Below are 19,787 nucleotides of genomic sequence, written 5' to 3' on the forward strand. Positions count from 1 at the left end.
ATTTAGCCCAACCTTGACGGTTGTTTTGCCACTGCCCTATCTGCAGCCTTGTTGGTAGTTTAGCTAGTAACTTGCAAGAACGCGCTCTACATGTCCTACACTCACAAGCATGGTGTTTACCCTATAGCTTTTGGCAAAGATAAATTTATTTTCCCTAGCAATTTGATAGATTGTATCTGGCGCGTCTAGTGTTTGCTTTATCTGTGGGATATATTGCACTCTATTATCTCTACTAGCTTAAAAAGGTTTTTGTATGATAGCCCTATTCTTTGCCATCAAGTGCTGCTTTAATGCGTGGAGAGTGCTTGGGGATAGGGTGTCAGTTAATTTTTGTAGCCTAAGTAGTGTGTTCTTCCATTGCTCTTGAGTGTCTTTAGTTAAAACAACTCGTTTATTTGTAGCTTTTCCCACAAATGTTATACTCCCTGTGCCAAATGCTTGAAACTTGCTATATGTGTAGCCTAGCTCGTGTTTTAGCGTATTTAAAAGCCCCATATCTACTGCTTTTGTTGCCACAGCAATGACACCGATCCGGGACAAGAGATAGCAACCCTTGATTTAGTATTTGATTATGCATTTCTTGGAAATTATTTTCTCATCCTAAGATATTGATTAGCAATGGCTGCTCTACTCCAGCCCCTAAGAATGCTCCCATTCTTGAGCCTATTAACGCCCCTGTCGCTACTATCCCTGCTTTGTGGATGGGGTTTTTGGCAAGCTTGGATCCATAGCCCGCCCCTATTACATTCGCTCACTTAGTATATCCGCTTTTACTCACAACTACCCCTGCATAAAATAAGCGCGCAGTATAGCATATACTTCGCTAAGGTTTGGCGCAGTGAGTGGAACGCCCTTTGCTTTAGCCACTACTAAACACCACTAAGGATAGCTTAGATGAGCATTGTAAGGACACAAAGCCCCAAAAATAGAGCAAAATCTCGCGCAAACCGCGCCAAAGCAAGCCTGATTGCCACGCTAGCCCTAGCCAGCACGCTAGCCCACGCCCTAAGCCCAGAAATCGACTTCAATCCTCCAGCCTATGTCGATGAAATGCCCAGCAAGGAGTTCCTCCCAGCTCCTGCGCAAGCAGGCTCGCTCTTTGGGCAGGGAGATCGCCCACTTTTTGCCGATAGGCGAGCTATGCGCCCAAACGACCTTATCACCATCAATATCGATGAAAGCTCCAACGCCTCGCTCTCAAGCTCCAAAGACTACACAAGCACAAGCGGTGGCGCAGTCAATGCCCCTGTGCTAGGCTACAATGGCACTGATGAGCAAGCAGCAAAAGACACTCAAGACTTAAACAACCAAACCAACTACACCCTGCAAAAAACCGCCGATAACTCTAACTTCAAAGGTAGCGGGCAGCAAAGTCGCAATGACGCGCTGAAATTCTCAATAACCGCTAGAATCCTAAAAGTGCTAGAAAATGGCAACTACTTTATCTATGGGCACAATGAAGTGCTAATCGATGGTGAAAAGCGGCTAGTAACCATTAGTGGCGTAATCCGCCCTTATGACATAGAGCGTGATAATAGCATTTCATCAAAGTTTATCGCCGATTCTAAAATCGCCTACACAAGCATTGGCGCGATCGGGCAGACCAACCACAAAAAAGATGGCACAAAAGCCGTAGAAGATGAATTTCCATTCTAAGTGGATTCTATGCCAAATGCCACTACTCCAAAGATTATCGCTCTAATCCCGGCGCGAGGTGGAAGCAAGAGAATCCCACATAAAAATATCAAGCCCTTTTGTGGTAAGCCAATTATTGCTTATCCTATTACCACCGCGCTAGAATCTAAGCTTTTCTCCCACGTGGTGGTAAGCACAGACTCACGACAAATAGCAGACATAGCCCGAAACTTTGGCGCACAAACGCCTTTCATACGCCCTAGCAATTTAAGCGATGACTTCACTCCAACTGCCTCAGTCGCCACACACGCGATCAAAGAGCTAGGGCTAGAGCCTAGTGATATACTTTGTGTGATCTACCCCACTGCCCCACTTCTACAAGCAAGTTTTCTTACACAAGGCTTGCAAGCTCTGCTGTATTCTAGCGTGGCATATAGCTTTGGCGTGCTAGAATACAGCTACAATCCTTATAGAAGCTTTTATATTGATGAGCGTGGTATCTCTATGCTTTTCCCCAAGCACTATCATAATCGCTCCCAAGATCTACCTAGAATCTACCACGATGCAGGACAGTTCTACTTCGGGAGAGTGTGGGCGTGGCAAAGTGAGCTAGCCATATTTGCAAAACACTCTTGCCCAATTATTCTCCCCCACCCCCTAGCCCAAGACATAGACACACTAGAAGACTGGAATCTAGCAGAGCTAAAATACCGCGCTTACCTAGAATCTAGTATTTTAGATTCTAGCCCTACTGCTAGGCTTCACCAAACCACAGGCGATGGCTACTAGATTTAAGCTTGAAAGCTTATAATACACTTTTTACACCAAGGACTTATATGAAGCAGCTTATCACCACGCCAATTTACTATGTCAATGATGTCCCGCACATTGGACACGCTTATACAACCATTGTCGCCGATATGCTAAAGAAATACAAATGGCTTAGAGGCGAGGAGGTATTTTTACTCACAGGCACTGATGAACACGGACAAAAGATTGAGCAAGCAGCAAAAGCAAAGGGCAAAAGCCCTAAGGCTTATACTGATGAGATTAGCGGACAATTTCTTGATTTGTGGGATTTGATGGGGATTGATTATGACCACTTTATCCGCACCACAGATGAGCCACATAAGCAAGCGATTGTGCAAGTGTTTGAGCGATTATACGCTAATGGCGATGTGTATTTAGGAGAGTATGAGGGGGATTATTGTGTGAGCTGTGAAAGCTTCTTTCTAAATGTGGATTCTGGGATTTGCCCAGATTGCGCGGGGAGCAAACCTCTAAGTAAAATCAAAGAAGAAAGCTACTTTTTCGCCCTAAGCAAGTATGAAAACAAGCTTTTAGAGTGGTATGCAAGTAGTGAAGATGTGATCTTGCCAAAATATCGCAAAAATGAAGTAATACGCTTTGTAGAAAACGGCTTGCAAGATCTCTCTATTTCTCGCACAAGCTTTGAGTGGGGGATCACCCTGCCTAAAAAGAAAGGCGCGCAAAAGCAGCATATCGCGTATGTGTGGCTTGATGCGCTTTTTAACTATATGAGCGCACTTGGGCTTTATCAAAGCAAGGAAACAGAATCTGGCCCCGAATCTAGCCCATTATCGTTACTTGGCGAGAAAATGCCTTATTGGGAGTGTGCGACACATATCGTAGGTAAAGATATTTTACGCTTCCACGCGGTGTATTGGCCCGCATTTTTGATGAGCTTGGGACTGCCCCTGCCTAAACATATTTATGTACACGGCTGGTGGATGCGTGATGGGCAGAAGATGAGCAAGTCACTTGGCAATGTAGTTGATCCCAAAGCTTTCACCAAAGCCTACGGAGCAGAAGTGCTACGCTACTATCTACTTAGAGAAACACCCTTTGGGCAAGATGGCGACTTTAGTCAAAAACTCTTATGCGAGCGGATCAACAGCGAGCTGGCAAATGATCTAGGTAATTTGCTGCATCGATTTTTGGCTATGTGTGCGAAATATGCTCCAAAGCAGGCTGGTAGCTGCTATGTGCTGGACGATAAAGAAGTGGCGGAGTTTGTTGTAGAGCATTATGGCGATGAGCTCAAAACTCAGTGCAGTATCATAGATGAGATAAACAGCGGGCTAATAGAATCTATGCAGGTAAAAGCGTATATAGAAGCTATTTGGAAGCTGCTGCATTGTAGCAATGCAATGATCGCTAAATACGAGCCGTGGAATCTCTTTAAAAATGGCAAATCTATGGAGCTAAATGCGATTTTAAGCTTTGTGGGATATACCTTGCTAAAGGTCGCGCACGCGCTATATCCCATAATGCCAAAGACTGCTAGCACTATCGCTAGCGCATTTTGCCAAGAAATCTCACCGGCTTCTTATACCTACTATATCAAGCAAGATAAAATATTTCACTTCTCACTTAAAGTGCATATGATGCCTCCCCTTTTCCAAAAGCTAGATTCTATGCTAATCCCAGAAGCTGCCCTAGAATCTAACCCCACTCAAAAAGCGCAAGTAGATTCTAGCTCTACACTAGAAGATGGGCTTGCAAATCTTGTGAGTATCGAGGATTTTAGCAAGCTTGATATACGCGTGGGCGAAGTGCTAGAAGCAGAGCCTGTGCCTAAATCTACTAAGCTTTTGCGCTTAGTAATCGATCTAGGCGAGAGTGAGCCTAGAGTCGTGCTAAGTGGTATCGCGCAATACTACGCTCCACAAGACCTACTCAATACGCAAGTCTGTGTCATAGCCAACCTAAAGCCTGCCAAAATTATGGGGCAATTTAGCTATGGAATGATACTTGCTAGCAAAGATGATGAGTCCCTATCGCTTGTGCGCATAGATGGAAAGAGAAAAAATGGGAGCAGGATAAGCTAGTGCAGGAAGTTACACAAAAAGTCCAAGATATTGTCGAAATTATCAATGGTGAGTTGATTAACTCCCCAGCTATCGGGGGGTTTAGCGGGTATTGCACAAAGCTTGAGCATATCAAGCGAGGTAGCCTATTTTTCGCCGCGCACCCTAGAGATATAGAGCCAGCACTTGAGAAAGGTGCATTTGGCATTGTGTTTGATAAGTTTTTGCAAACAAGGCTCAATGATGATGAAATCGCGTGGATTAAGGTAGAATCTATACAAGATGCTATTATCCGTCTTGTACGCTTTGAGCTACTAGCGCGCTCTATCCGCGTGATCGCCACCAATCCCACACAATACCTAATCGCCAAATCTCTAATCCATAGCGAGAGCGTGCTGTTTTTTGATGAGAGTCCCATCGACTTGCTTGATATGGTTGAAGAAGTGCACCCTGCAATCATTATCGCCAAATCCCAGCAAGTGCTTGATCTAGCCCTAGAACCTATCCCTTGCGAGACTCCAGAACAGCTACCATTTGAGCTAATCACACCGATGTCTATGTTTGAGATTAAATTCTACTACAAGTTATATTCTTACAAAATCTCTCTGCCTTGCGTGTTTGTCCCAGAGCTTGGAGCTGTTGTGGATCTATGCTTGCGCGAACATATCGAGTGTGATTTTGCACATTTTGAGCCTAGCTCCACACTCCTACCAATCTCTCTAACCAACGACGCTAGAATCCTATCTTTTGGGCAGAGCTCGCGCGTGATTATTCCCACAAATGATGAAGAAATCTTTATGCGTTATGGCGAGTTTCTTAGCAAAGAGGCCAAATGGGCGAAAGTCGTAGTATTTGTCCCTACAATCCTTGATGATGAGCAAGAATTCTATACTCTCTATAATCAACGCAACCAGCACCCACTCCAAGCGATCCGTTATGATTCATCTAATGAACTGCCCTTGTTGCTAAAAACCACGGAGTATAACTTTGGGCTAATCTTTGGCATAAGTACGCAGGGGCTAGTTTTTGTGCTATCACAAACTCCACAAGAATACGCCCCCACACTTTTTTAATGCCAAATCCACTAGAAGCTAAACATATAGCCCCTATATATCGCGCTATCACAGAGCTTGATAGACTTGTACCAAAGGGTTGTGCAAGCTTTAACTATGACAATGGCGTGCAAATTAATAGCGAGCTATTTGATAAGCCGCTAGATTCTAGGGGGCTTGAGCTTTGCACTATGGTAGGAAAGCTAAGCGAGCTAGAGCAAGCCCACGCACTCCTAGACTCTCACACACTAGAATCTAAGCATTGTGTGCTTAGCGCGCTAGCCCTACTAGCTTATAAACTTAAAGGCTGGCGCAAAGGTCCTTTTACCCTTGCTAGCTCTAGCTGCTTACTCCACATTGATAGCGAATGGCAAAGCTATATGAAGTGGGATCTGCTTGCTCCATTTGTGCGCGCAAATGGAGCAAAAATAGCAGATGTAGGGTGTAACAATGGATTTTATATGTTAGCGATGTATGCTAAGGCATTACAGGAAGCAGGAGAAACTTCTCCTTATACAAGCAAGGGGGCTTGCGCGCGGATTTATGGCTTTGACCCTAGTGCGCTGTTTTACTGCCAATTTACCTTTATTAATCACTTTGTAAATCTTCCCATTGTCTATGAGCTCTTAGGGGTACAAGATCTGCCTAACTTCACCAAAAAAGAGAAGTTTGATGTAATTTTTTGCCTAGGGGTGCTTTATCATCGTAGTGATGTGTTTGCCTGCCTAAAAGCCTTGGCTCAGAGCCTAGACAAAGGCGGGGTGGCGTTTATCGACACGCTTATCTTTGATATAAACGATGTGGCTAGCGCGCTAGATTCTAGCGTTAGTGGGCTTCCCCTAGTCCTTAGCGTGCGCCAAAGTTATGCTAAAATGAGTAATGTGTATTTACTCCCAAGCCTTAGCGCGCTTGAAGGCTGGTGTGAGCGGTGTGGGCTTATTGATGTAGAAGTACTAGCGATTATGCCTACAACTACAGATGAGCAGCGCAAAACACGCTGGATAGACTCTCTAAGCTTAGAGAATTTCCTAGATCCAAATGATAGTAGTAAAACCATAGAAGGCTACCCAGCACCCAAGCGAGCATATATCAAAGCAAGGAGAAAATGATGGGTGAAGAAGAGTTTCAAGAGCGGCAAATTGTAGGCGATAGGATCGTAGGCACGACAATCAATATGCACTTTTGCGGACAAGTGGGAGAGATGGGCAAAGATAAAGCACAAGTTACACTCACTACGCGCGAAGATATGGAGGTGGAGCCGGGGATCACGCATACAGGCTTTGTGCAAGCAGCCGCAGGCTTTGCCGCGCTATGTGCGATTAATAAAAAAAATTCTATCATTATTGGATCTGATGTGAAGTTCCTAGCTCCTGTGGAGACAAACCAAGTTGTCGAACTAAAGGCAAAGACAATGCTTGGTGATATGCGCAAATGCGAAGTGAAAGTAGAAGGATTTGTGCTAAATATTAAGATTTTTGATGGACTATTTTATATCGTAATCTTTGACAAAAAGCTCTTTAAGCTTAAGCTTAAAGATGACAAGGAGCTTTAATTGACCATCGTGCTTGTAGTCGATAGCTTCGCGGATAAAAGCAATGGCACTTCAATGACAGCCGCGCGCTTTGCTAGCGCGCTTAAAGAGCGTGGGCATAGCGTGCGCGTAGTCGCGCCCTATGTACAAGGAGATGGATTCTACCCTGTCAAAGAGCGGTATATCCCCATTGTTACAGAAGTCTCAAAAGCGCAGCATATGGTCTTTGGCAAGCCAGATGTAAAGGTGCTAGAAGAAGCCATTAAAGACGCGGATATTGTGCATTTATTTTTACCCTTTAAGCTAGAGCAAGTCGCCTTGCAGGTAGCGCAGAAAATGGGGGTGCCATATATGGCGGCCTTTCATCTCCAGCCAGAGCATATCACCTATAATATCAGCCTACAAAAGCTCGCCCCGCTTAATCGCTTCATTTTCTGGCTTTTTAAGCAGTCGTTTTACCAGTACATTAGCCATATTCACTGCCCATCGCAGCTTATTAAAGATGAGCTGACAAAAGCAGGCTATAAAGGTAAAAAATATGTGATCTCTAATGGCTTTGACCCTAAATTTAAGCCATTAGATTCTAGTAGCGCGCCTAGCGATGGGCTTATTCATATCACAATGGTTGGTCGCTACTCTAAAGAAAAGCGACAAGATCTAATCATCAAAGCCATTGCGCAAAATCCTTATAGAGATCAAATCAAGCTCCACTTAAAGGGCATAGGACCGCTAGAATCTAGCCTAAAAAAACAGGCAGAGATCCTGCCAAATGCGGTGGATTTTGGATTCTTGCCACCAGAAGAGCTAGTAAAAGTCTTGCATCAAAGCACGCTCTATATCCACGCTGCTGAAGTAGAAGGAGAGGCAATTGCAGCCCTAGAGGCGATAAGCTGTGGGGTTGTGCCAATTATCGCAGACTCTAAGGTCTCAGCTACTAGGCAGTTCGCACTAGATTCTCGCTCACTTTTTAGAGCTGGTGATGCAAGGCATTTGAGCGAGAAAATCACTTATTGGATAGAGCATACACAAGAGAGAGAAGAAGCCAGCAAGCTCTACACCAAATCCGCGCAAAACTACACCCTAGAATCCTCAATCACCAAAGCCATTGCGATGTATAAAGAAGTGATACAAGACTATCAGGCACAAAGGAGCTAAATGCAAGAGAACCCAACCCTTTCACCAAAATCCCTGCAAATTGTAGAGAAAATCCTAAGCAAAAATGACAAAAAAGCCCAGCAAATGCGCGAGGTGTATGCGCACGATCATCTCTATGTAATCAATCTTATGAGCTCTCCTGGCAGTGGGAAGACGACTTTACTCGAGCATTTTGCAACGATCAAGACGATAGGGGAAGAGAGCTTTAGCTTTGCGGTGATTGAAGGAGATTTACAAACTAATCGCGATGCTGCTAGGCTAGAATCTAAAGGTATAGCAGCCCATCAGATTCTAACAGGAGCTGCCTGCCACCTAGAAGCAAGTATGATAGAGAGTGCTTATAATGCCCTAAAAGCACGCGATGCTCTTAATGTGGAGTATCTTTTCATCGAAAATGTGGGGAATCTCGTGTGTCCAGCTAGCTATGATTTAGGCGCGGATCTTAATATCGTCTTGCTCTCAAGCACAGAGGGCGATGATAAGGTGCTAAAGTATCCTACGATGTTTTTATGCGCTGATGCAGTGGTGATTTCTAAAAGTGATGTGTGTGAAGTATTTGACTTTAAGATCGCTAAAGTGCAAGAAGATCTAGCAAGACTAAAGCCTAATGTCCCGCTTTTTTGCACAAGCAACAAGGATTGTGCGAGTATAGAAAATCTCGCACAATTTATTGTAGATTGTAAAAAAGGTGGCTATCATTCTAGTCATTCTTTTAGCTAAGGAGTGTGTATGTGTCTAGCGATCCCCTCCAAAGTGCTCTTCATAAATAGCGAAACAAACACTGCCACTATCGAAACGCTAGGCGTAAGCAGAGAAGCAAGCCTAGATCTTATGCAAGAAGAAGTGCAGGTAGGCGAATATGTGTTGCTCCATATCGGCTATGTGATGAGCAAAATTGATACGCAATCCGCACTAGAATCCATAGAGCTCTATAAACAAATCGTGCAGAATATGGAACAAGAAGAGCTAGAATAAAACTTAAGAAACTATACAAACTATAAGGAGAGATAATGCAAGTACATAAGGTTTTTCAAACAGCTTTGCTAACAGTTTCCCTATTAACAGGAGCTAGTGTGAGCGCAGGAGCTAGCGATTCTAGCGTATTAGATGGCTACTATATGACACATGTAGGCGATAGTGGGCGACAGAGTATCGTGGAGTTTTTCACCAAAAATGGCAAGTTTTATGCCTATGGATTTGCCAATGTCGATGGTAGCGGTCCTAAAAAAGACAGCAAAAACCCAGATCCAAAGCTAAGGGAGCGATACGACAAAGGCTCAGTATTTGTCTATGGGCTAAAGAGTGATGGTAAAGGTAGCTTTGGTGGTGGGGAAGTATATAACTATGATGATGGCAAAACCTACCACCTAAAAATCACTAAAGATTCTAATGGCATACTTACCCTGCGTGCAAGTATCGATAAGCTAGGAATGATGGGACAGACACTTACTTGGACACCACTCACACAAGAGCAAATTGCTCAGTATGAGCCCCAAAAGCCAGAACCAAAAGTCATAGAAGACTCTTATCACACATTGCCACAAGCATTTAAATAAGCAGGCTACGAGTGGATTCTACAAAGCAGTCAAAGAGTCCTGCGCTTGATACAAAACTTCTACTAGAAGGATTCCGCGATAAAGATGCGATCCTAGCCCTTAAGCGCGAAATACACGCTATCGCTAAAGATCTCCCAAAGCCACTTTATATGATGGAGGTGTGTGGCGGACATACGCACACACTTATGCGCTATGGGCTAAATCAGCTTCTACCAGAATCTATCCAATGTATCCATGGACCGGGCTGCCCTGTATGCATAATGCCAAAAAATCGCATCAACCAAGCCTACACCATTGCTATGCAAAATGATGTAATCCTGCTAACTCTAGGGGATATGATGCGCGTACCCGGATCGCTAGGGAGCTTGCAAGATGCTAGGGCTAAGGGGGCTGATGTGCGCTTTGTGTATTCGCCTATGCAAGCCCTAGAAATTGCTAAAGCCAATCCGCAAAAGCGCGTAGTGTATTTTGCCATAGGGTTTGAGACAACTACGCCAATGACTGCAGCTGTGCTTGCACGAGCAATAGAATCTAAGCTTAATAATCTCTTTATCCATAGTAATCATGTCTTAGTCCCGCCGCCTTTGTATGCGATTTTAGGCAGTGAAGATTCGAAAATTAACGCTCTAATCGCGCCATCGCATGTAAGCGTGATCGCAGGCTCTAAGATTTATGAGCCAATTTTTGAGCGATTTAGCATACCCATTGTGGTAAGTGGTTTTGAGCCTGTGGATATGATGGAGAGTATCGCAATGATTGCGCGCCAAGCTGTGCGCAATGAGCCTAAGCTTGAGGTGCAATATAAACGCGTGGTAACGCGCGTGGGTAACAAAAAAGCCCAAGAGCTTGTGCGCACTTATTTTGAGCCAAGGGAAAATTTTGAATGGAGAGGCTTAGGTGAGATAGCAGAGTCAGCCCTACGCTTGCGCGATGAGTTTTGTGAGTTTTGCGCGGAGAGGGAGTTCGCAGATGTGCTAGACTACACACCAATAGCAGATAATAAAGCCTGTCGATGTGGTGATATCTTGCGCGGTGTGGCAAAGCCACTTGATTGCAAAGTATTTGGCAAGTCTTGCACCCCAGAGCATCCACTAGGAAGCTGTATGGTAAGTAGTGAGGGAGCTTGCGCGGCGTATTACAAATACGGGCAAGCTCTTTAGATTCTAGTAAGTCCTAAAGCTTTAACAAAGACTCATAAGCGTGTAAGCTAGACTTGATAGTACTTGCGCACTGGAATCTAGGAGGGTGCCAGCCTGCTCTCTGCTAGATTCTACCGAGCCTTGTGGAAATATACGCAACAACAAAAAGCCTTGAATCACGAGCAAATTAACAATATCGATGAAAAATGCCCCCACAAGCGGGACGATCATAAATGCCGTGTGGCTTGCACCATAGTGGTTGGTAACTGCTTGCATATTGACCATAGCCGTAGGTGTAGCCCCAAGCCCAAACCCACAATGCCCAGCAGCAAACACGCTCGCATCATAGTCTTTGCCCAAGAATCTAAAAGTTACAAACACTGCATAAGCCACCATTATCAATATCTGCACGATCAAAATTACAATAAGTGGCAGTGCAATATCTGCTAGCTGCCAAATTTTAATAATGAGAAATGAAAGAGCCAAAAAGAGTGCCAAGCTCACATTGCCTAGCACAGATACTTCTCTATCAAATACATAGTGGATTTTGAGCGTAGCTAGACCATTGCGCAAGATGATCCCGCAAAACAAGCACCATACAAAAGTAGGGACATTAATCCCTAACTGATCACGCAAAGTAGGCGCACTCACTTGGGTCATAAAATTTCCCACAAGCAGACAAATGGCAATAAGTGCTAAAGATTCTAAGAAAGAAGCAGTGGTGATGAGCCGCTCCCTTTGTGGAGCTTCAAAGTTACTCGCTAGGGTACTTTGCTCACTAGTATCGCTTAGAGCTAAGACTTTGCCTTGGTTTGGAGTTTGTAGCTTATGTCTGCGTATAAGGAAGCGTGCGACAGGACCGCCGATAAGCCCACCCATCACAAGCCCAAAAGTCGCGGCTGCAAGCGCAACTTCTCTGGCGTTGCTAAGTCCATACTGCTCATTTGAAAAGACATCTGCCCAAGCTAATCCTGTGCCATGCCCTCCACTCATCGTAATAGAGCCTCCAAGCATACCCACTAGCGGATCTATCCCCATAGCAAGTGCCAGCCCCACACCAACGATATTTTGCAAAAACAACAACCCCACCACAATCACTAAAAACAGCACCAAAAGCCGCCCTCCCTTTTTCAGCGATGAGAAGTCCGCACTTAGCCCTATGCTTGAAAAAAACGCTAGCATTAGCGGATCTTTCAAAGCTTCATCAAATGTGATATGCACAGAAAAATACTTATAGCCGATAAAAATAGCGATGCAAATGAACACGCCCCCCACGACAGGCTCTGGCAGATCAAAATCTCGTAGGAACTTAACACGCGCTAGCAAAAACCGCCCAAGCAACAACACCACCACCATAGCCACAAGCGTGGAATAAAAATCCAAAGAATACTCTCTCATATCAAATCCTACTAGCAAATAAGCCCACACAAAAGTGCGTAAAATGTAGTATAGGCAATGCAGACTACTGCTGCGGATTAGCATCATTGGGAGAGTTTTTACCTACAAGCTCTTCCCCCTCCTTATACCATTTAGAAATAGGTTCAGCAATGCTATAAGTAGAATATTTGAAGCTATCTAGGACAATTTGCGCCATTGTTTGGTTATCGAAGTTAAACACCAGAGGGGCTAGAAAGTTGATCGTGGATTGCTGGATTGGCGTTTGCATCACCATAATATTGGCGACAAAGATATTTTTCGCATTCTCTAGGTCTAGCAGAAGCTTTATAGCCACGGGCACTTCGAAGTCATATTCTCGCAAGATGAAAGGATTGACAAGCACAAATACTGGCGCTTGCGCATCGACATTACTCAAGCGCATAAAAATCTCATCGATTTTTTCAAGCTTCATCTTCACAACATCTTCAAAGCCCAAAATAGGCGACTTGACTTCAAAAACCATCACGAACCTTTAAATTTGCAAACTTAAGTTAGTCGCCGATTCTATCTAATTTTTTGTGAAAATCAAATATACACTGCGGATATTCTTGGGATTTTGCTACAATCTAGTCGCGACCTACCTAGTAAATAAGTGAGAAATTCTATGCGGATTGACAGCTTTCTTAATGCCACAAATATTGTCAAAAAGCGTTCAATCGCACAAGATATGTGCACAAATAATATTGTCGAGCTAAATGGTGTACGTGTAAAAAGTAGCAAAGAGGTGCGCATAGGCGATGTGATCACCCTATACTTTCTCACTTATAAAAAATCTTATAAAGTCCTAGCTATCCCCACCACACGCACCACCTCTAAATCTCTCTCTGCAACTTTTATACAAGAAATCACCACACAAGAGTAACAAGCATAATACAGTGCGAAAGACTATAGGCTTTGTAGAATCTCATTAAGCTAGATTGTTTTTCTTTTTGATTAAGGAGTGTTTGTCAAGTGTTGCTAGGGACTTTGGGCTGATGTGTTCTAGGAGTTTGACAATGTGGCTATATTTAGCAAGATTTGGGTCTTGTAAGCAGAATCTTTGAAACATTTTGTATGGTAAGCTTTGGGAGAAAAGCTCCTGCTTATACACGCCCAAAACATCGGCAATATATCCGCCTTTAGTTCAACATTGCCATTAAGATAGGCATAAATGCTAGAGATTGTGGGCGTTTCACTCATTCGCACGCAAGCCTAAGTCTATAGGGTGGTTAGTAAGCTCTTTTTGCTTAGATTTTTTGCTTTAGCATCTCATTTATTTTATCAATAACTTTCATTCTGCTTTATTTTTTGTGCAATGTTATCAAAGAGATAGCATCATTTATCAATTGGTTCAAACTTACTGAAACAATGGGAGATTAGGCTACTATGGCAAGTGAATATGCATCATTTAAGGGAATATATAATGGAGAGTCATCTGGTATGACGACATTTGTGGGAATGCTTTGCGGAATTGTAAGTTTTGGTATAGCGTATATGCTTTGTTCGCAAACAACTTGGATGATAGTCCCCCAGAGACTTTTGAAATAGGTTGGGGTAGATTGCATTTGGGGGTGGTTTATTCTAGCAGGCGTGTTTATGGGATTATCAAACACTCTTTTTTTATCATCATATGAAGCAGAACGCAGGAGAAAGTTTATAGCGTGTCCAAAATGTCAGCACGAAACAAAAATTGTTAAAGATGATTTGTTTAGTGAAAGTGTGATAGGTGAGCGAAAAACAAGAAACAATAAACTTGCAATAGAACATTATCGCATAGGCACAAGACTTGTAACAATCGCCTATCAATCGTGTGATTATACAAAAGCACTATGAATTAAAATTTAAAGAAAGAGTATAAAAAACATAAAATGTAGCAAGTGGAATGAGTGCAAGCCTACAAGATGTGCTATGCTCTACCCTTGACTTACGCCCTAGCATTGATACACCCAAAGAAATACCATCTCTATGAGAAAGAATACCTGCCCTTTGTGCTTCTCTGTGGTGTGGTGCTGTGAGTGTGATCTACACCTAGAATCTATACTTTGATATTGAGCAAATGCGCACTCTCATCACTATTGAGACTAGATTCTAGCTGGACTAACTCTTCTTGCTCGCTTGGCTCTCGCTCCTCTTGCTCTCCCCTCTCCCACTGCCCATTGCCCTTGGTGTCTTTGTCGATTTTATTACCCGTTTCTGTAGGGCGCACCTCTTGGATTTCCTTGAGCTTATCTTCAAATTCTTGGGGAATCATATCGCCCCTTTGCATAGCGTTTGCGTGCGTGGCAGAAGTCGCTTGCATATTTTGATTGATATAAGTGATATTACCAATGGGTGAGATTGCCATAATGTCTCCTTGCTAGCTTATGCGGTAATGCAGACTTTTATGCTTACTATACACTACCTGCGCACCGCTAATAATCTTCACAAACTTTCTCTTTGTATAATCGACACAAAAATCCCCCTGCTTAAATCCGCTTACCCCTAATAGAATCTCACCTGCTTTATAGACCACAGATTCTGGGGCTGTATTTTTCCCACAATGGATAATCAAATGTGAAGAAGGAAGATCTCGAATATGTAGCCATAAATCATCAGCACGCGCAGATTCTAGGAGTTTAATATTCTCCCTTTCATTGCGCCCTATAGAGATTTTTATCCCTTGGATAAATACGACTTCTGCTTGCTCATTTTGGGACTTTTTCTTAGTATTCTGCTTGGCTTTAGGCAAAAGGATAGTAAGTGTGTCAAGCTTGTTTGCACGCTCTATAAACGCCAGCTCCCTATCTAAAAAGCTAATTTTCTCCTCCAAATTTGCGACTTCTTTGTGGATATTTTTTGCCTTTCTAGAGAGCTTTTTAGACTCTTTGAATAGTTGATTAATTGCAGCTTGTGGGGTGCTATGAGAAGGCAGTGTAATACTCCAAAGCTCCCCGCTCTCATCGGCGATCTCTATTTGGGTTTGGTAGGGCTTTAGCGTGTGCAGATGCATTAGTGCTAGATTGGCTTGGTGTTGTAGCTTTGTGGATTCTAGTAGTAGGCTTTGTGCTTTAGGCAAGGATTCTAGCAAGACTTGTGCGCGTGATTTTATGCGCGTATAGTGGATTAAGAGAGAGTGCTTCATAGATTCTAGGGCGCGTATGTTTGCAAGCTCATAGGCACGTGCTAAAATATCAGGCATAGATTCTAGTGCTATGGAAGACTCTTGCGTTTTTGGGCGGGGGTTTGGGGGCATTTTGGCAAGAGGTATTCCTACTTTCACAGGACGACAGGAAATCGCTTGAGAAATATGCCGCAATGCTTCTATAACAACCCCACTAGCATTGAGAATAATCACATTTGTATGCTTCCCGCTAAATTCGAACTGCACTATTGTAGTGCTTTGCTTATAGCTTCCTTGCTGCAAAAGCTCTAGGCGCAGGATTCTGTCATCATCATAAAGCGTGCTAGAGAGAATCTTAGAGCGATGAAGCTTAGATAGCGCGATATCAAAGGGGGCGTTATAATGCTTAGGGCTTAGGGGGGCATCTTTACTTGTGTAGGCATAGCTCTTGCCCCTTACCATAGAGAGATAGAGATCAAAGCTTTTAGCTCCATTAAGGGCGGCTTGTAGCTCTGGGTTATGGCAGTGGTCTAGGGTGAGTCTTAGCACCATATCTTGCACGCGATCTATGCGCACAAGCCTTTCAAAGCACGCACAAAATCGCGCAAGTGCATCGACTTTAGCAAGTGTCATTGAGCTCCTTTGCGATGGGCGGTGTGTTATAATGCCATAAAATCTAGACAAAGAGTAGCAATGATTGGGTTCTATCGTGCGGGGTTTCTTGGGGACAATGTGGTTGCTTTAAAAGCTCTGCTTATGCTACGCCATAGCTATGATGGAGACATTATCATCTACACAAATGCCCAAGGTATGCAGATTTTCTCAAAGCTTAGTGGCTTTGTCTGTATAGATTCTAGTGCTATGAGTAAGCAAGAGCTACTAGCTCATATCAACGCTCAGCATTTTGAGTGCTTTATCTTAACGCAGCCTAATCGCTGGAGTTGCAAGCTCCTAAGTATGAGCAATGCTAAGCGCATCATTTCCTTTGCCACTTTGGCAAATCTCTTTAGCCCACGCATTAGTAAGGTATTTTTCTCGCGCGCATTTTCGCAAATCTCTTACCACAAGGCACTATGTAAGCTTGTAGCAAAGGTAGATTCTAAGAGATTTGCTAAAGCTAGCATAGACTTTTCTAACTTTCGCTACCCTGTAGATGAGAGCGCAAGAGCACGCGTGCAAGCCGCGCTAGATTCTGCTACACATTATCTCATCACGCCAAAGCCTGCACCAAACCCTAAAAGCCCAGTAAGCCTAGCTCCTATCATCTGTCTTAATCCTTTTGTCAAATCCACGCGTATAAATCTCCCCTTATCAACCTACATCAATCTAGCCTATAAGCTAGCTACACGCTTTGAGTCTATGCGCTTTGTCATCTTACACTATAATGGTGCGCCCACACTCTGCCTGCAAGATCCACTGCCAAATCTCTTTGTCTTTAGCAACGATAATGATCTCGCTAATCTCATCGAGTTACTACGGCTCTCTTGCTTGCTTATTAGTCCAAGCACAGGCACAATCCACATTGCAGATATGCTCCATATCCCAACCATTGGGATCTACAACCGCAAGGATTCTAGGCTATGGCTTGGTGATAGTATGCAAAAGCAGCATTTAGTCCTACTCCAAACACCCCTTGAGCAAAGTTCAGCGCAAGCCATAGAGCAAGCGCAAAAACGCGTCTATACCCTTGCGTGTGCTATGCTTGAACCTTTAGCACACTCTCACTAAGAGGCACTATGCTCCACACCCATACGCCAAAACCCCAGAAATTAGCCTACACGCCAAAGCCTAGCCCCTTGCATATCGCGCAAGACTTGCGACTTTTAAGTATTATGCTTCGCGCTAGTATCTCACTCCAAGAAGCTCTAGCCACACTAGAGCACACCAGCCAGAATCCACTTTTAACCCGTGCATATAAGCAGATTCTAGCGCAGCTGCAAATAGGTGCTAGCTTGCCTAATGCCCTACAACCCTTTAGCCATATTTTCTCTCCTATGGGCATAGCCCTAATCCACTCTGGTGCAGAGTCAGGCAACCTTAGCCAAATCTTGGAAGTGCTATCGCGCTACTTCCACACCACGGCTAAAACGCGGGGCAGTTTCCTTAAAGCATTGTTTTATCCAATCTTTGTGCTACTGGGTATTATGGGGGCATTTATCATTATCGCACTTTTTGTGATCCCACAATTTAGCGAAGTGTTTGCAAGCTTTGGCGTAGCCTTACCTATTAGCACGCAAGCTTTAATCTTTGCTTCATCACTTATGCAAGATTTTTGGTGGGCTTTTATGCTACTTTTACTAGCTTTAACCTATGTAGGCATAGTGTGTAAGCGTAGTCAAAATGTCATCTATATAGTGGCTTTGCGCGCAATCTTACACACACCTTTGTTTGGTAAAATGCTTGTGTATAGGGATTTGTGGGGGTATTTTCTAGGATTTTTTTATCTCTACCAAGCTCGCATAGACTTCCATAAATCCCTGCCCATAGCGCTCTCTAGCGTGCAAAATCCAGTCATCAAGCAAAGTATAGCAGCATCTTGTAAGCAAATCTCGCTTGGACTTACGCTTGATAGAGCGTTTGTCTCTTGTGTGTATATTGATCCAACTTTGCAGAGCTTCCTTACCGCCGCACAAAAATCCGGAGAGCTAGAGTGCGTGCTAGAGCTATGCGCGCAGTATTGCCAAGATATTTATGAGCAGCAAATCACAAAGATTCTAGCTCTCATTGAGCCATTTTCTACGATTGTTATCGCGCTTTTTGTAGGGTGGCTGGCATTTGGGATATTTCTACCTATTTGGGAGCTAGGGAGCATTAGCCTATGAATGCAGACAAAAAGCTAGCCATAAGCATAGGCGATAGTAATGGTATAGGCTGTGAAATCATCTTGCGTGAGCTTGAGTGGGTTTTGTATCAATGTGGGCAGCTACCTAAGCAGTTTTCTAGTGTGCGCTTAGATCCTAATCCTAGCACACTTTGCACACCTATAATTTGCGCGCACAAAAGCCTGCTAGAATCCGCCCTACAAACGCTACTTGCGCACGGTGGGATAGAATCTAAGCGCGCTAGTTATATTCACTACTTGCTTAATATGGTGCGCTTTGAGCCCCCAAGTATAGAACCCCCACCAATTAACATCGCCACAATCACCAAGCAAAGCGGGATATATAGCTTTGCTAGCTTTATTAGGTCCATAGAGCTAGCGAGCCAAGACCCACGCACCGCCGTGCTAACGCTACCTATCCACAAAGCCGCGTGGAAACAAGCAGGAGTGCAATATGCTGGACACACAGAGTATTTGCGCGAGCATTTTAAGCAAGAAGTCATTATGGTGCTAGGCTGTGAGAAAATGCTTGTCGCACTTTTTTGCGATCATATCCCACTAGCACGCGTAAGTGAGCGTATAAATGTGGAGGCTTATAGAGAGTTTTTATGCACGCTAGAGTCTAGTCTAGATTTTACCCAAGCCCTTGTGCTAGGCTTTAATCCTCACTGCGGAGATTATGGCGCAATCGGCGGAGAAGAAGACGCGCTAATCCAAGCTGCGCTAGATTCTGCTAATGCTAGCATAGGCAGAGAAGCGTTCGTGGGAATAGTCGCGCCAGATAGTGCTTTCACCCCCGCTATGCGCGAGCGATTTTGTGTCTTTGTCGCACCCTACCACGATATAGGGCTTGCACCGCTAAAGGCACTCTACTTTGAGCAAAGTATCAATATAAGCCTAAATCTTCCTATAATACGCACTTCCGTCGATCATGGCGTAGCATTTGACATCGCTTATCAAGGTATAGCTTGCACCGCTAGCTTTCGCAATGCACTACACTTCGCCCTTAAATCACTCCAAGCTAGAATCTAGCGTGTTTGGTAGCTCTATAGATTACTAAAGAAGCTATGGCTTTGGCTTGCTTACCACGCGGATCTTCAATCCGCTCGCAATGACAGAAAATGGTTGAAGCAAGAAACTTAAACAAGCCACAGGATTCTAGTGCTTATGCTTGTTTTATTCTTCTAAAGATTCTAGGAATGAAGTTCAAATTCTAAAAACGCAAGGATTCTAAAACTAGCTAGGATTCTTAGGATAAAAGCTCTTTTTGTAGCTAAACGATTCTAAGCATTGCGGTGTTGCTTTATTTGGTTTGGTGAAATTTTGGGGCGGGAGCTACCTAAGTGGTAATGACTGCCCCAAAATTTTAGCAATCAAGCAAATGGACACCCAAGTCTAAATCGCTTGTGGCTAAATCTTTTTCTTATTTGCATCATCTAAGATCGCCTTAGCAATCCCTGATACACTAAGTGATATTTCAGAGCTTGCATTAGCAATGCTTACATTCTCTTGGGTTACAGACTCTAGGCTAGAGATAGCTTCATTGATTTG

The 19,787-nt window shown here is 43.7% G+C and carries 22 protein-coding genes; 16 read left to right on the forward strand and 6 right to left on the reverse strand.

Going from position 1 to position 19,787, the window contains the following annotated elements; genetic code table 11:
* Positions 1–237 precede the first annotated feature (237 nt).
* Positions 238–495, reverse strand: a complete 258-nt coding sequence (locus IKB69_RS03765) for a hypothetical protein (protein ID WP_290946253.1) — start codon at positions 493–495, stop codon at positions 238–240.
* A 399-nt stretch (positions 496–894) separates the two neighbouring features.
* Here IKB69_RS03765 and flgH point away from each other — a divergent pair, with 399 nt between their 5' ends.
* Genes flgH through hypD form a run of 11 tightly spaced genes read left to right on the forward strand, consistent with a single transcriptional unit; the run spans position 895 to position 10,920 of the window.
* On the forward strand, positions 895–1,656 hold the full coding sequence (gene flgH / locus IKB69_RS03770; RefSeq protein WP_290946254.1) for a flagellar basal body L-ring protein FlgH: 762 nt from the start codon (positions 895–897) through the stop codon (positions 1,654–1,656).
* Between the two features lie 9 nt (positions 1,657–1,665).
* Positions 1,666–2,424, forward strand: a complete 759-nt coding sequence (gene pseF / locus IKB69_RS03775) for a pseudaminic acid cytidylyltransferase (protein WP_290946255.1) — start codon at positions 1,666–1,668, stop codon at positions 2,422–2,424.
* Positions 2,425–2,471: 47 nt separating this feature from the next.
* Positions 2,472–4,487 (forward strand): methionine--tRNA ligase, encoded by a 2,016-nt coding sequence (gene metG / locus IKB69_RS03780; RefSeq protein ID WP_290946256.1) that lies wholly within the window; start codon positions 2,472–2,474, stop codon positions 4,485–4,487.
* Entirely contained in the window at positions 4,487–5,539 is a 1,053-nt protein-coding gene (locus tag IKB69_RS03785; protein ID WP_290946257.1) for a hypothetical protein, read from the forward strand. Before metG ends, IKB69_RS03785 begins: the two co-directional genes overlap by 1 nt.
* Complete coding sequence (gene cmoB, locus IKB69_RS03790) at positions 5,539–6,627, forward strand: tRNA 5-methoxyuridine(34)/uridine 5-oxyacetic acid(34) synthase CmoB (RefSeq protein ID WP_290946258.1); 1,089 nt, start codon at positions 5,539–5,541, stop codon at positions 6,625–6,627. Before IKB69_RS03785 ends, cmoB begins: the two co-directional genes overlap by 1 nt.
* The gene (locus IKB69_RS03795; RefSeq protein WP_290946259.1) at positions 6,624–7,070 is read left to right on the forward strand and encodes a PaaI family thioesterase; all 447 of its coding nucleotides are present in this window, start codon (positions 6,624–6,626) and stop codon (positions 7,068–7,070) included. Before cmoB ends, IKB69_RS03795 begins: the two co-directional genes overlap by 4 nt.
* Positions 7,071–8,204 carry a glycosyltransferase gene (locus IKB69_RS03800; RefSeq protein WP_290946260.1) on the forward strand — a complete coding sequence of 378 codons (1,134 nt, stop codon included), beginning with the start codon at positions 7,071–7,073 and terminating at the stop codon, positions 8,202–8,204. It abuts the gene before it with no gap.
* A complete protein-coding gene (hypB, locus tag IKB69_RS03805; RefSeq protein WP_290946261.1) occupies positions 8,205–8,924 on the forward strand; it encodes a hydrogenase nickel incorporation protein HypB in 720 nt (239 codons plus the stop codon).
* A gap of 9 nt (positions 8,925–8,933) precedes the next feature.
* Positions 8,934–9,179, forward strand: coding sequence for a HypC/HybG/HupF family hydrogenase formation chaperone (locus IKB69_RS03810; protein ID WP_290946262.1), 246 nt, complete (start codon positions 8,934–8,936; stop codon positions 9,177–9,179).
* 35 nt (positions 9,180–9,214) lie between these two features.
* Positions 9,215–9,760 carry a DUF2147 domain-containing protein gene (locus tag IKB69_RS03815; protein WP_290946263.1) on the forward strand — a complete coding sequence of 182 codons (546 nt, stop codon included), beginning with the start codon at positions 9,215–9,217 and terminating at the stop codon, positions 9,758–9,760.
* Between the two features lie 11 nt (positions 9,761–9,771).
* Positions 9,772–10,920 carry a hydrogenase formation protein HypD gene (hypD, locus tag IKB69_RS03820; protein ID WP_290946264.1) on the forward strand — a complete coding sequence of 383 codons (1,149 nt, stop codon included), beginning with the start codon at positions 9,772–9,774 and terminating at the stop codon, positions 10,918–10,920.
* Positions 10,921–10,941: 21 nt separating this feature from the next.
* Here hypD and gltS read toward each other — a convergent pair whose 3' ends face one another.
* Positions 10,942–12,297, reverse strand: coding sequence for a sodium/glutamate symporter (gltS, locus tag IKB69_RS03825; RefSeq protein WP_290946265.1), 1,356 nt, complete (start codon positions 12,295–12,297; stop codon positions 10,942–10,944).
* Between the two features lie 64 nt (positions 12,298–12,361).
* Entirely contained in the window at positions 12,362–12,799 is a 438-nt protein-coding gene (gene fliW / locus IKB69_RS03830; RefSeq protein WP_290946266.1) for a flagellar assembly protein FliW, read from the reverse strand.
* A gap of 141 nt (positions 12,800–12,940) precedes the next feature.
* Here fliW and IKB69_RS03835 point away from each other — a divergent pair, with 141 nt between their 5' ends.
* The gene (locus IKB69_RS03835) at positions 12,941–13,198 is read left to right on the forward strand and encodes an RNA-binding S4 domain-containing protein (protein ID WP_290946269.1); all 258 of its coding nucleotides are present in this window, start codon (positions 12,941–12,943) and stop codon (positions 13,196–13,198) included.
* A gap of 119 nt (positions 13,199–13,317) precedes the next feature.
* On the opposite strand, the gene IKB69_RS03840 is transcribed toward IKB69_RS03835, so the two are convergent.
* Positions 13,318–13,515 carry a hypothetical protein gene (locus IKB69_RS03840; RefSeq protein ID WP_290946271.1) on the reverse strand — a complete coding sequence of 66 codons (198 nt, stop codon included), beginning with the start codon at positions 13,513–13,515 and terminating at the stop codon, positions 13,318–13,320.
* 396 nt (positions 13,516–13,911) lie between these two features.
* On the opposite strand from IKB69_RS03840, the gene IKB69_RS03845 reads away from it, so the two are divergent.
* Positions 13,912–14,148: a hypothetical protein gene (locus tag IKB69_RS03845; RefSeq protein WP_290946273.1), complete on the forward strand. Its 237-nt coding sequence runs from the start codon at positions 13,912–13,914 to the stop codon at positions 14,146–14,148.
* Between the two features lie 202 nt (positions 14,149–14,350).
* Here IKB69_RS03845 and IKB69_RS03850 read toward each other — a convergent pair whose 3' ends face one another.
* Together IKB69_RS03850 and IKB69_RS03855 are read right to left on the reverse strand one after the other, a co-directional pair.
* Positions 14,351–14,659 carry a hypothetical protein gene (locus IKB69_RS03850; protein ID WP_290946275.1) on the reverse strand — a complete coding sequence of 103 codons (309 nt, stop codon included), beginning with the start codon at positions 14,657–14,659 and terminating at the stop codon, positions 14,351–14,353.
* 12 nt (positions 14,660–14,671) lie between these two features.
* A complete protein-coding gene (locus IKB69_RS03855; protein WP_290946277.1) occupies positions 14,672–16,048 on the reverse strand; it encodes an NFACT family protein in 1,377 nt (458 codons plus the stop codon).
* A 60-nt stretch (positions 16,049–16,108) separates the two neighbouring features.
* Between IKB69_RS03855 and IKB69_RS03860 the strand changes: the two genes are divergently transcribed.
* The 3 genes from IKB69_RS03860 to IKB69_RS03870 are packed head-to-tail and all read left to right on the forward strand — an operon-like array spanning position 16,109 to position 19,268.
* On the forward strand, positions 16,109–17,143 hold the full coding sequence (locus IKB69_RS03860; RefSeq protein ID WP_290946279.1) for a hypothetical protein: 1,035 nt from the start codon (positions 16,109–16,111) through the stop codon (positions 17,141–17,143).
* An 8-nt stretch (positions 17,144–17,151) separates the two neighbouring features.
* Positions 17,152–18,237, forward strand: coding sequence for a type II secretion system F family protein (locus IKB69_RS03865; protein WP_290946281.1), 1,086 nt, complete (start codon positions 17,152–17,154; stop codon positions 18,235–18,237).
* Positions 18,234–19,268: a 4-hydroxythreonine-4-phosphate dehydrogenase PdxA gene (locus tag IKB69_RS03870; protein ID WP_290946283.1), complete on the forward strand. Its 1,035-nt coding sequence runs from the start codon at positions 18,234–18,236 to the stop codon at positions 19,266–19,268. Before IKB69_RS03865 ends, IKB69_RS03870 begins: the two co-directional genes overlap by 4 nt.
* Positions 19,269–19,787: the final 519 nt, after the last annotated feature.

Origin of the sequence: Helicobacter sp. (assembly GCF_017502485.1) — a bacterium.
Classification (GTDB): domain Bacteria; phylum Campylobacterota; class Campylobacteria; order Campylobacterales; family Helicobacteraceae; genus Helicobacter_B.